Annotated in this window: 10 protein-coding genes; 2 read left to right on the top strand and 8 right to left on the bottom strand. The window is 46.3% G+C overall.

The genetic code is table 11. From position 1 onward, the window contains the following. The first annotated feature begins 292 nt into the window (after positions 1 to 292). The gene (locus IQ209_RS08610) at positions 293 to 1,996 is read left to right on the top strand and encodes a sensor histidine kinase (protein WP_193850861.1); all 1,704 of its coding nucleotides are present in this window, start codon (positions 293 to 295) and stop codon (positions 1,994 to 1,996) included. Positions 1,997 to 1,998: 2 nt separating this feature from the next. Then, on the top strand, positions 1,999 to 2,718 hold the full coding sequence (gene btsR, locus IQ209_RS08605) for a two-component system response regulator BtsR (protein ID WP_193850859.1): 720 nt from the start codon (positions 1,999 to 2,001) through the stop codon (positions 2,716 to 2,718). 211 nt (positions 2,719 to 2,929) lie between these two features. On the opposite strand, the gene IQ209_RS08600 is transcribed toward btsR, so the two are convergent. From IQ209_RS08600 to infB, 8 genes are all read right to left on the bottom strand, one after another. Then, entirely contained in the window at positions 2,930 to 4,837 is a 1,908-nt protein-coding gene (locus IQ209_RS08600; RefSeq protein ID WP_193850857.1) for a DEAD/DEAH family ATP-dependent RNA helicase, read from the bottom strand. After that, positions 4,827 to 4,901 (bottom strand): hypothetical protein, encoded by a 75-nt coding sequence (locus tag IQ209_RS18750; protein ID WP_223281609.1) that lies wholly within the window; start codon positions 4,899 to 4,901, stop codon positions 4,827 to 4,829. The genes IQ209_RS08600 and IQ209_RS18750 overlap by 11 nt, the downstream gene beginning before the upstream one ends. Positions 4,902 to 5,007: 106 nt before the next feature. Then, a complete protein-coding gene (nlpI, locus tag IQ209_RS08590; protein WP_193850855.1) occupies positions 5,008 to 5,892 on the bottom strand; it encodes a lipoprotein NlpI in 885 nt (294 codons plus the stop codon). Positions 5,893 to 6,076: 184 nt separating this feature from the next. Then, positions 6,077 to 8,215 carry a polyribonucleotide nucleotidyltransferase gene (pnp, locus tag IQ209_RS08585; protein ID WP_193850852.1) on the bottom strand — a complete coding sequence of 713 codons (2,139 nt, stop codon included), beginning with the start codon at positions 8,213 to 8,215 and terminating at the stop codon, positions 6,077 to 6,079. Positions 8,216 to 8,474: 259 nt separating this feature from the next. Beyond that, a complete protein-coding gene (rpsO, locus tag IQ209_RS08580; RefSeq protein WP_099132626.1) occupies positions 8,475 to 8,744 on the bottom strand; it encodes a 30S ribosomal protein S15 in 270 nt (89 codons plus the stop codon). Between the two features lie 175 nt (positions 8,745 to 8,919). Then, positions 8,920 to 9,861 (bottom strand): tRNA pseudouridine(55) synthase TruB, encoded by a 942-nt coding sequence (gene truB / locus IQ209_RS08575; RefSeq protein WP_193850850.1) that lies wholly within the window; start codon positions 9,859 to 9,861, stop codon positions 8,920 to 8,922. Next, positions 9,861 to 10,271, bottom strand: a complete 411-nt coding sequence (gene rbfA / locus IQ209_RS08570) for a 30S ribosome-binding factor RbfA (protein WP_189758681.1) — start codon at positions 10,269 to 10,271, stop codon at positions 9,861 to 9,863. The genes truB and rbfA overlap by 1 nt, the downstream gene beginning before the upstream one ends. Positions 10,272 to 10,345: 74 nt before the next feature. Next, positions 10,346 to 13,114 (bottom strand): translation initiation factor IF-2, encoded by a 2,769-nt coding sequence (infB, locus tag IQ209_RS08565; protein WP_193850848.1) that lies wholly within the window; start codon positions 13,112 to 13,114, stop codon positions 10,346 to 10,348. Between the last annotated feature and the right edge of the window lie 8 nt (positions 13,115 to 13,122).

Below are 13,122 nucleotides of genomic sequence, written 5' to 3'. Positions count from 1 at the left end.
ATGAGAGTTACCTCGTATTTTGTATTTTGTATAAGGATTAGACACCCATATCAAAACCGGTAACTCTCAATCTTTCAAGATCCAGTGTCAGTTCAAGTCACGACTAATACAAATAACGTTATTTGTCAGTCATTTTCATTGCTTGGGTAAAAATCCGCCCCCAAGGGGGCGGATAATTCTTCCTCATTCCTATCGATACATTATCCTGCCAACACCTCTTGACGGTGTTAAATTCCACCTTTGATAATAACGTTTTAAATTCTTATCGTTATTAATCACAAAATGAAAAGATATGTACGAATTTAACCTTGTGTTGTTATTACTCCAGCAGATGTGTGTCTATCTGGTGATCGCTTGGCTCCTGAGTAAAACTCCCCTTTTTATTCCCTTGTTGCAAGTGACTGTCCGTTTACCTCATAAATTGATGTGTTACGTGATTTTTTCCATCTTTTGCATTATGGGGACGTATTTTGGGTTGCATGTTAACGATTCAATTGCCAATACCCGCGCGATTGGTGCTGTGCTGGGAGGTTTTCTCGGCGGACCAACAGTAGGTGCAATGGTCGGATTCACCGGGGGCTTACACCGCTATTCTCTCGGCGGAATGACCGCATTTAGCTGTATGGTATCCACCATTGTTGAAGGTGTAATGGGTGGCCTTGTGCATATTTATCTGATGAAAAAAGGACAGATCAATAAATTATTGAACCCGTGGACAGCGGCCATTATCACTTTCCTTGCTGAATGCACCCAAATGGGCATTATTCTGCTACTTGCCGACCCTTTCAGTGAAGCGCTGAGTTTGGTGAAAGATATCGCTGCCCCCATGATCATCGCCAATAGTATCGGGGCGGCTATGTTTATCCGCATCTTATTGGACAGACGCGCCATTTTTGAAAAATACACCAGTGCTTTTTCTGCCCAAGCGCTAAAAATTGCTGTCTGTACAGAGGGAATTTTACGTAAGGGATTTAATGAAGATAACAGTATGCGCGTGGCAAAAGTTATCTATCAAGAGTTAGAGATTGGGGCTGTCGCGATTACGGATAGGGAGAAATTACTGGCGTTTATTGGTATCGGTTCAGATCATCATTTACCGGGTACGCCGATTGCTTCCAGACAGTCTCATCGTGCCATTGAGAATAATGAGGTTGTGTATGCCGATGGCAATGAAACCCCTTATTGCTGCTCCCTTAACCCAACTTGCAAACTTGGCTCGGCGCTGGTGATCCCTTTACGGGGAGAAAATCAACAGGTCATTGGTACGATCAAACTCTACGAAGCCAAGAATCGCTTGTTCAGTTCCATCAATCGCACATTGGGAGAGGGAATTGCCAGCCTGCTCTCTGCCCAAATTCTTGCCGGACAATATGAACGGAATAAGCAATCTTTGCTGCAATCAGAAGTAAAGCTCCTTCACGCGCAAGTGAATCCTCACTTTTTATTTAACGCTTTAAATACACTGCAAGCTGTTATCCGTCGGGATAGCCAACAGGCGGGCCAGCTTGTGCAGTATCTCTCAACATTTTTCCGTAAGAATTTAAAGCGACCTGAAGATATTGCCACGCTGGAAAATGAGATAGAGCATGTAAACGCTTACTTACAAATTGAGAAGGCTCGTTTCCGTGAGCGCCTCCAAATTGCCATCGAGATACCTGAATTCCTGCGCGATGCACGGTTACCCGCTTTTTCCCTCCAACCAATGGTAGAAAATGCGATTAAACATGGCACATCACAGTTACTGGATACAGGAAGAATTACGATTAGAGCCTATCAAAAAGACCAATTGCTATTGGTAGAGATTGAAGATAATGCAGGGCTATATTGCCCCAAAAAAGTGGGCGATGATGGCCTTGGGATGAGTTTAGTAGATAAACGTCTGCGGCTTCGTTATGGTAAACAGTATGGGGTAAGCGTTGATTGCCAGCCAGAAGAATTGACCCGTGTCATTTTGTGTTTACCATTAGAAAAAAAACAGGCTAAAAAATCGGCGTAAATATGAAGATATTGATTGTTGATGATGAGCCATTGGCTCGTGAAAATCTACGTTGTCTGCTGGAAGAGGAAATTGATATTCAAATCATTGGAGAATGTGCCAACGCAGTAGAAGCGATTGGTGCCATCCATCGCCTGAAACCTGATGTTGTTTTCCTTGATATTCAAATGCCCCGCATTACCGGGCTGGAAATGGTAGGCATGCTCGATCCAGAGCATCGCCCTTACATTGTTTTTCTGACGGCATTTGATGAATATGCGGTGCAAGCCTTTGAAGAACATGCATTCGATTATTTATTGAAGCCGCTGGAAAAAGAGCGCCTGAGTAAGACGCTGCAACGACTGCGTTCTGGCTATCAAAAGCAAAATCTGGCAGATCTTCATCGTGAAGATGAGCAGCTGAAATATATTCCCTGTACCGGACATAGCCGAATCTGGCTGATGCCATTGGATGATGTTCTGTATGTCACTTCCCGCCTGAGCGGTGTCTATGTCATGAGTGCTAACGGACAGGAAGGCTTTACCGAATTGACCTTGCGAACACTGGAAACCCGTACTTCATTAACTCGCTGCCATCGCCAATATTTAGTCAACATGACCCAATTAAGGGAAATTGTTTTTGGCGAAAATGGGCAGGCAGAGCTGGTACTTAGCAATGATGAGCGTATTCCAGTGAGTCGTCGTTATCTGAAACCGCTTAAAGAAGAATTGGGGTTAAATTAATCACCGCTTTGCCCGCCGTGATCCTCTACTTTCAGATTCAGAGGTTAAAGTTGAATTAAGCAAACGTATTACCAAGAAAGAAGATTTAATAAAATCAGCAAGATAAATAGCAAAAACCCTTTCTCCGTTAAGAGAAAGGGCTTTATTTAACTCATCATTGCGATATTTTTAACGCAACAATAAGTCAGGCACGCCAATGAAAGACCCGTGCTTATACATTGCCATTGCTTTGACGGCGACGTGGTGCTTCATCGTTGCCGCGACCGCGGAAAGAACCACGCTCACCACCACCACCACGACGTTCGTTGTTAAAACGACGACCACCGTTATTGCCATTGCCGAAACCCTCACGGTCACGACGTGGGCCATTGCCACCATTACCACTGTTACCATTGCGACCACCGCGACGCTCACGGCGCTCAAAGGGTTGCGCATCACCCATCAACTGCATATTCATTGGTTTGTTCAGAATACGAGTACGGGTGAAGTGAGACAGTAACTCCCCTGGCATGCCTTTTGGCAATTCAATCGTAGAGTGGGTAGCAAACAGTTTGATATTACCGATATAACGGCTGCTGATATCACCTTCGTTTGCAATTGCGCCCACGATATGGCGAACTTCAACACCATCATCACGACCCACTTCAATGCGATACAGTTCCATATCACCCACGTCACGACGCTCACGACGAGGACGATCACCTCTGTCACGCTCACCAAAGCCATTGCTATTGCTATTGCTATTGCGACGACGGTCATCACGATCGTTGAATTCACGGCGAGGACGACGCACTGGATCGGGTGGCAGAATAAGAGAGCGCTCACCTTGTGCCATTTTCAGCAGGGCTGCTGCCAGTGTTTCCATATCCAGATCATCGCCAGTACCCAACTTAGACAACAATGCACGGTATTGATCCAGATCGCTGCTTTCCAGTTGATTCTGAACATTGGCCGCAAATTTCTCCAGACGACGCTGGCTCAGAAGCTCTGCGTTTGGCAGTTCAACTTCTGGGATGGTCAGTTTCATGGTACGTTCAACGTTACGCAGCAAACGACGTTCGCGGTTTTCAACAAACAACAGAGCACGACCCGCACGGCCAGCGCGACCGGTACGACCGATACGGTGTACATAAGATTCTGCATCCATTGGGATGTCGTAGTTAACCACCAGGCTGATGCGATCAACATCCAGACCACGAGCAGCGACATCAGTCGCAATCAGAATGTCCAAACGGCCATCTTTCAAGCGCTCAAGTGTCTGTTCACGCAGAGCCTGGTTCATGTCACCATTCAGTGCCGCGGAGTTGTAGCCGTTACGCTCCAGCGTTTCTGCAACTTCCAACGTTGCATTCTTGGTACGCACGAAAATAATCGCAGCATCAAAATCTTCTGCTTCCAGGAAACGCACCAACGCTTCATTTTTGCGCATTCCGTAAACAGACCAGTAGCTCTGGCTAATGTCAGGACGGTTTGTCACACTGCTCTGAATGCGAACTTCCTGTGGATCATTCATGAAACGACGGGTGATACGACGGATCGCTTCTGGCATTGTCGCAGAGAACAGCGCAGTTTGATGTTCAGCAGGGATCTGGCTCATGATGTTTTCAACATCTTCGATAAAGCCCATACGCAACATTTCGTCAGCTTCATCCAAGACCAAACCTTTCAGGTTGGACAAATCCAATGTTCCACGTTTCAGATGGTCGAGCAAACGTCCTGGCGTCCCCACCACAACTTGTGGCCCCTGACGCAAAGCACGTAACTGAACGTCATAACGCTGACCACCGTAAAGCGCAACAACATTCACATTGCGCATATGTTTGGAAAAATCTGAACACGCTTCAGCAACCTGCACCGCCAGTTCACGGGTTGGCGCTAACACAAGGATTTGTGGCGCTTTAAGTTCAGCATCAATGTTATTCAATAAAGGCAAGCTGAAAGCGGCGGTCTTACCACTGCCTGTCTGTGCCATGCCAAGTACATCACGGCCGTTCAGCAGGTGTGGAATACATTGTTGTTGAATAGGAGAAGGCTTCTCATAGCCCAGGTCTCCCAACGCAGAAAGAATAGGTGCCGATAAACCTAAATCAGCAAAAGAGATTTCAGTCTCAGTGGTCATGTAATGGTGCCTCATTGATCATGGCGGCCAGTCTACATAACACAGTGAAAAGAATTTCTGTCATTTTCATTTAAAATGTGAACTGGCTCAAATTATGTTATTAAACGAACAAACAAGCCCCCATCTCCAGAGATGTGGACTTTAAAATCTGTCGTGAAAATGTTCGTCAGCTATTGTTGGTTCGATTCCGATAAGTCATCTTGTTTTTGGCCCAATAGTGCCAATTCCAACAATGCGTAGCGGTGCTCAACAAAGTTATGCACATTGTTAGCCACCGTCAGCTTGAATAACGCAGTTGCGCTATCCTCATCCCCCAGACTTAGGTAATGTTTACCTAAATAGAAGTCAGTTTCACTGAGATGCTCAGCGAGCGAAGTGTTATCTGTTGAACCCTGTTTTAAGCGTTCCATCAATGTTTTTTCACCGATTTTACCTAAATAGAATTCAACAATATTCCAGCCCCATCTCCCCCGGTTCGCTTTGTCAAAATGGTACGACAAATTCGTCATTGCAGCCTTGGGATCAATCTTATCTTCCACAAGGTACAACCACAACGAACGGAAGGGATCATTTGGATCGTCTTGATAAAACGCCTGCAGATCATCCTGCGCCAATCGATAGCGGCCACCGTAATACAGTGAAATGCCGCGATTCATTCGCGCGTAATTGTAAGTTGGATCAAGCTCTAAAACAGAATCAAACGCTTCATAGGCAGAATCAAAATTGCCTGCCTGCGTAAAATAAATTCCCAGATAATTAAAAATTTCAGGAATATCAGGGCGGATAGACAAAGCCACTGAAAAATCATTCTGTGCCAGTGCCCTCAACCCGAGGCTATCATACAGCACACCTCGTTCATATAAAAGCTGTGCATATTCATCTTCCGTCAGTGACCGACTCGCAAGTATTTGCTCCATGCGAGCCAGAATAACCTCTTGTTGCAATGTCGGTTGTAATGGAATAGCAATAACTTCATTTTTACGCCACCCAGTGCCGCTACATCCCACAAGGAGAAAAATAGCTGCAACATAACACCAGCGCAGAAAAGAATTCATTTCCCACTCCCGAAGCCCAGACATCAATCAGAATGCCCTATTACTCCACCCACATTGTATATTTCAGGCTTCCTGCCCAAAATTGACTTCCTCTCATCTTTCAAACTATTGCTAAGAACAATAACTCGAAGTTTATTGAGATAAACGGCGCCCTTTTTACAGGACGCCGCTCTTTACGTCAAATTTATTCTACTGATGATTCCGGTGATTGCAGTTCCACATCAGTGGTCATCACGGCTTCTTTCATGCTCAGGCGGATACGTCCCTGACGGTCAATTTCCAGCACTTTCACCGGAACTTCTTGCCCGATTTGCAGATAATCAGTGACTTTCTCTACACGTTTTTCGGCGATCTGAGAAATGTGTACCAGCCCTTCTTTACCGCCGCCGATAGCAACAAATGCACCAAAATCAACAATGCGGGTCACTTTGCCAGCATAAATACGACCCACTTCAACTTCCGCAGTGATTTCTTCGATACGTCTGATGGCATGACGAGCTTTGTCACCGTCAGTCGCCGCAATCTTCACTGTGCCATCGTCTTCAATTTCAATGGTTGTTCCTGTTTCTTCCGTCAAGGCGCGGATCACGGAACCACCTTTACCAATCACATCTTTGATCTTGTCTGGATTGATCTTGATAGTGTGGATACGTGGTGCAAATTCAGAAATATCATTGCGTGGGCTATGAATTGCCTGTTCCATCACACTCAGAATGTGCAAGCGGGCACCTTTGGCCTGATTCAAAGCAATCTGCATGATTTCACGGGTGATACCTTCAATTTTGATGTCCATTTGCAATGCGCTGATACCATCACAGCTACCCGCAACTTTAAAGTCCATGTCACCCAGATGATCTTCGTCACCCAGAATGTCAGACAGAACAACAAAGTTTTCACCTTCTTTCACCAGACCCATTGCGATACCCGCAACGGCTGCCTTAATTGGCACACCGGCATCCATCAATGCCAGTGATGCACCACAGACAGAAGCCATAGAAGAAGAACCGTTGGATTCAGTGATTTCAGAAACCACGCGAACGGTATATGGGAATTCGTTGATGCCTGGCATCACAGCCAATACGCCACGTTTCGCCAGACGACCGTGACCAATTTCACGACGTTTTGGTGAACCGACCATACCCGTTTCACCAACAGAGTACGGAGGGAAGTTATAGTGGAACAGGAAGCGATCTGTACGCTCACCCATCAGCTCATCGATAACTTGAGCATCACGCTCTGTGCCCAATGTTGCTGTTACCAGTGCCTGCGTTTCACCACGGGTAAACAGGGATGAACCATGAGTACGCGGCAGTACACCTGTGCGAACGTCAAGAGCACGGACCATATCTTTTTCACGGCCATCAATACGCGGTTCACCACGCAAAACACGGCTACGAACAACATTTTTCTCCAGAATAGCGAGAACTTCAAGCACCTCGGTTTCTTCCAGTTCAATGCCTTTTTCTGCAAATTCTGCCAAGATAACCGCAGTAACTTCTTCTTTGATGCTATCAACCTGAGCGTAACGTTCCTGCTTCTCAGTAATGCGATAAGCATCACCCAGACGGCTTTCAGCCAGTTCTGCAACACGATCGTGCAGAGGCTGATTAACAGGCTCTGGTGCCCAATCCCACTTCTCTTTACCTGCTTCAGCAGCCAGCGCATTGATGTTATCAATCACAATCTGTTGTTGCTCGTGACCAAACACAACCGCACCCAACATTTGCTCTTCAGTTAACAGTTCTGCTTCGGACTCTACCATCAACACCGCGTTATTTGTACCTGCAACGACCAGATCCAGGCGGCTATGTTTCAGCTCATCACTGGTTGGGTTCAGTACGTACTGATCATTAATGTAACCCACACGCGCAGCACCAATTGGGCCATTAAATGGGATGCCAGACAATGCCAATGCAGCAGAAGAGCCGATCATGGCAACGATATCAGGGTTTATTTGTGGGTTAACAGAAACGACGGTCGCGATGATTTGAACTTCATTCAGGAAACCTTCTGGAAACAGAGGGCGTAGAGGGCGGTCGATAAGACGGGCAACTAATGTTTCACCTTCGCCCGGACGGCCTTCGCGACGGAAAAAACTTCCCGGAATACGGCCAGCAGCGTAAGTACGCTCCTGATAGTTAACGGTCAGAGGGAAGAAATCCTGACCTGTTTTGACTTTCTTTTGACCGACAACGGTGACAAATACCGCTGTGTCATCCATATTTACCATGACAGCTGCTGTCGCCTGACGAGCCATCATGCCAGTTTCGATGGTCACAGTATGCTGACCATACTGGAATTTACGAACAATCGGATTAAGCAAAATAATATTCCTTTGTTAGTGTTGCCGATTTAAGAAATCAGCAACAATGGATTTTCTCTTCTTGCTACACCCTCACGACTAATGACAGTGCTCACTGCTTTGAGGACTCTCATTAGCCGCGCGAGTCACTGTAGCGGAAGAGGTTCAAATTTTAGAAACGGTGTAAAAAAACAGTAGATTAAATGTTCTGTTACCTATCAATTCCGTTTCCTAGAAGAAAAGGGGCCCAATTAGGCCCCTTTCCACCGAAACTCATCAATTAGCGACGCAGTCCCAGACGCTCAATCAGAGCAGTATAGCGTGCCACATCTTTACGCTTCAGGTAGTCCAGTTGCTTACGACGCTGTGCAACCTTTCTCAGCAGACCACGACGGCTGTGGTGATCTTTTTTGTGCTCTGAAAAGTGACCTTGCAGGTGGTTGATGTCAGCAGTCAGCAGTGCGATCTGAACTTCGCTGGAACCACTGTCGTTAGCGCCGCGACCAAATTCAGCAATAATCTGCGCTTTTGCAGCAGTACTTAGAGACATAGTATAACTCCAAATATGTAATTTAAAATGACGAGTGCCGATCTCTAATTCAGCCACTCATGTACAGACGCGGTATTCTACGCTGCAAATAGGTGAAGCGCAAGACAGCACAATCACCGTCATTCTGTGCTCCAACTCAATTTACCTACTGCAAATTCCTTGTCTGTTGCTATCGTTATTCCGTTTCAACAACCAGGCGGCGTGGTGCCACTAATCCATCATCATCAATCACTGCAATGCCGATGAATTTATTTTCATCTCCTTCGGTCACCCTCACCCATTCATCTGAAGCCAAATTATGTTTGCTGCGAACTGGCTGGCCTTGTTTGAAGTACGACGCAACGACAGATGTTAAGTGAATGACAGGAAAATGAACCACGGCGGTATCCATGGGTAGCAATAATGGATCAAGCAATTCCCACACCTCAATTTCTTGATCTTCAGCTTGTTGTTTTAACGCATATAACTGTTCCAACGTGACCATTCTTTGATTGGGATAGTTGGCAACCTGCAAACGACGCAGATAAATGACATGCGCGCCACAGCCCAAAAGTTCCCCTAAATCATCAATGATGGTACGAATGTAAGTTCCCTTGGAACAGTGTATTTCCAATTCCAACTCATTCCCTTCCCAGCGAATGAATTGCAATTCATAAACAGTAATAGGACGCGCTTCCCGCTCCACTTCAATCCCCTGACGGGCATATTCATATAGCGGTTTTCCCTGATGTTTCAATGCAGAGTACATGGAAGGAACCTGCATGGTATCACCACGGAATTGATCCAATGCAGCATTGAGCTGAGATTCGGTGATTTTTACGTCGCGCTCACTGATGATTGTTCCATGTGAATCCGACGTATCTGTACGCTGCCCCAAACGGGCAATCACACGATAGCGTTTGTCAGAATCCAGCAAGAATTGGGAAAATTTGGTCGCTTCACCCAGACAAATCGGCAACATACCTGTCGCCAATGGATCGAGTGCACCGGTATGACCCGCCTTACTGGCATTAAAAATCCGCCTGGCTTTCTGTAACGCATCATTGGAGGAAATATCCTGCGGCTTATCCAGCAACAGTACACCGTGTACAGCACGGCCTTTACGACGGCGCCCCATCATTTTTCCTCATTGTGATCCGCAGATGCGCGACGCTTCTCATCATTTTTAACGACGTTGCTAACCAAATTCGACATACGCATCCCTTCCACCAAAGAACTGTCATAAGAGAATGTCAGTTCAGGAATAATACGCAGGCGCATCGCTTTACCCAGCAGGGAACGAATAAAACCAGAGGCTTCGTTCAATGCCTTGATACCTTCTTTAACCATCTCTGAATCATGCCCGTCCACCAGCACATTCAGAAAGGTGACAAATACTTTGGCATAAGCCAGATCGCGGGAAACCTCAACACCAGAGACTGTCGCCATTCCGATACGGGGATCTTTGATTTCACGCTGTAAAATGATGGCAATTTCTTTTTGCATTTCCTGTGCAACGCGCTGAGTACGGCTAAATTCTCTTGCCATTGTTATATCTCCTGACATTTTGGGGGGCATAAAGCCCCCCAAGAATGGAATGAATTTATTAATAAATAATGGTATTAATCGATAGAGCGTTTAATTTCAATCACTTCAAAGACTTCAATCATGTCACCAACGCGAACATCATTGTAGTTCTTCACACCAATACCACATTCCATACCATTACGGACTTCGTTAACGTCATCCTTAAAGCGACGCAAGGATTCCAATTCACCTTCGTAAATAACAACGTTATCACGCAGTACGCGGATCGGATTATTACGCTTGATGGAACCTTCTGTCACCATACAACCCGCAATCGCACCAAATTTCGGTGACTTAAATACATCACGGACTTCGGCAAGACCCATGATCTGCTGCTTGTATTCTGGTGCCAACATTCCGCTCATAGCCTGTTTAATCTCATCAATCAGGTTATAGATAACGGAGTAGTAACGCAGATCCAGACTTTCGTTTTCAATGATACGGCGTGCAGAAGCATCAGCACGAACGTTAAAGCCCAGAATAATTGCTTCAGATGCCGCAGCCAGCGTCGCATCAGTTTCAGTGATACCACCCACACCAGAACCGATGATTTTCACTTTAACTTCATCAGTAGACAATTTCAGCAGTGAATCACTGATTGCTTCACATGTACCTTGAACATCCGTTTTCAGAACAATGTTCAGTTCAGATACTTTGCCTTCTTCTAAGTTAGCGAAGATGTTTTCCAGCTTAGCTTTATGCTGACGAGCTATTTTCACTTCGCGGAATTTACCCTGACGATACAAGGCCACCTCACGCGCTTTTTTCTCATCACGAACAACCGTTGCTTCATCACCCGCAGATGGCACATTGGACAGACCCAAAATTTCCACCGGAATAGACGGGCCAGCCGAGGTCACTTCACGACCAAGCTCGTTACGCATTGCACGAATACGGCCATACTCGAAGCCACACAGAACGATATCGCCTTTGTTCAGCGTACCGGATTGAACCAGAATGGTTGCAACTGGGCCGCGGCCTTTATCCAGGAAGGATTCAATGACCACACCATTCGCCATACCAGTGCGTACCGCTTTCAGTTCAAGCACTTCAGATTGAAGCAAAATGGCTTCCAACAACTCATCGATACCAATACCAGCTTTAGCAGATACATTGATGAACTGGTTTTCACCGCCCCATTCTTCTGAAATGATGCCGTATTGCGACAATTCATTCTTCACGCGATCCGGATCAGCTTCTGGTTTATCAATCTTGTTCACCGCAACAACAACAGGTACGTTGGCCGCTTTAGCATGCTGGATAGCTTCTACGGTCTGTGGCATCACACCATCATCCGCTGCGACAACCAGAACAACGATATCTGTTGCTTTTGCACCACGTGCACGCATGGAGGTAAACGCAGCATGGCCTGGGGTATCCAGGAAAGTGATCATGCCTTTTTCAGTTTTCACATGATACGCACCAATGTGCTGGGTAATACCACCCGCCTCTCCAGAAGCCACTTTAGTGGAACGGATATAATCCAGCAGAGAAGTTTTACCGTGGTCAACGTGCCCCATGATGGTCACAACTGGCGCACGAGATTCTGCCTGTGTTTCACCCGTATCACGATCACTCATCAGCGCTTCTTCCAGTTCGTTTTCACGACGCAGGATAACTTTGTGCCCCATTTCTTCGGCAACCAGTTGCGCGGTTTCTTGGTCGATCACTTGATTGATGGTGACCATTGCGCCCATGTTCATCATGGTCTTAATGACCTGAGCACCTTTAACGGCCATTTTGTTAGCCAATTCAGCAACAGTAATTGTCTCACCAATCACAACGTCGCGGTTAACCGCGGCAACAGGTTTCGTGAAGATCTGTTGTAAAGCACTAGGCTTACGTTGCTTACCTTTGGTACGACCCACTGCACGCGCTTCTTCGCGATCAGCTTTCGATTCAGAATGTTTATTATTCTTCTTCTGGCGGGATTTACCACCACGGGAGCGGGAACGACGTTCGCCTTCTACTTTGGCGTCATTTTCATCTTCCGCGTCACGGGCATAGCGGGAAGTGGTTATGTGGTAGTCGCTATTGTCACTGTTATCAGAATCATAAGACCATTTGTCCTTGTTCTCTTCTGCCATTTGACGCGCTTCTTCTGCAACACGTTTTGCTTCCTCTTCCACCTTACGGCGCATTTCTTCTTCAGCTTTACGTTTTAAAGTTGCAGCTTCAGCCTCACGACGCGCTTTTTCATTTAGCGCAGCAGATTGATTCTGAACTGATTTTTGATTGTTTTCGGTATGTTGCTTAGTCACTTTTTCTTTTTCCGCCGCCTCACGCTGAGACAGTTTAGCCTCTTCACGTTTGGCTTTTTCTTCTGCTTCACGTCGAGCGCTCTCTTCCACTTCACGTTTTGCCTTTTCTTCAGCTTCACGTTTAGCTTGCTCTTCCGCGAGTTTTTTCGCTTCAGCCTCAAGCCGCGCCTTCTCTTCTGCCTCGCGCCGAGCCTGCTCTTCCGCTTCACGCTTTGCCTGCTCTTCCGCTTTAACCTGTTCAATGGTATCGCGGTTTACATATGTGCGTTTTTTGCGGACTTCAATCGCTACCGATTTACTTTTGCCACCGGTGCCAGGAACGTTCAGTGTACTGCGCGTTTTACGCTGTAGTGTCAATTTACCTGGCTGACCGCCAGAACCGCCTTGTTCACGGTTCAGGTGGGCCAGCAAAGCTTCTTTTTCTTTCTGGGAAACAGAGTCAGTTGCGGTTTTCTGAATGCCAGCATCAGCAAATTGCTGGATGAGACGTTCCACCGATGTCTGGATCTCTTCTGCCAGTATTTTAACGGTTACCTCTGTCATTCTGTTCC

Source organism: Xenorhabdus sp. BG5, from assembly GCF_015163665.1.
Lineage (GTDB): Bacteria > Pseudomonadota > Gammaproteobacteria > Enterobacterales > Enterobacteriaceae > Xenorhabdus.
Note: the sequence above shows the minus strand (reverse complement) of the source record. Positions and strands in the feature narration are given on the sequence as shown.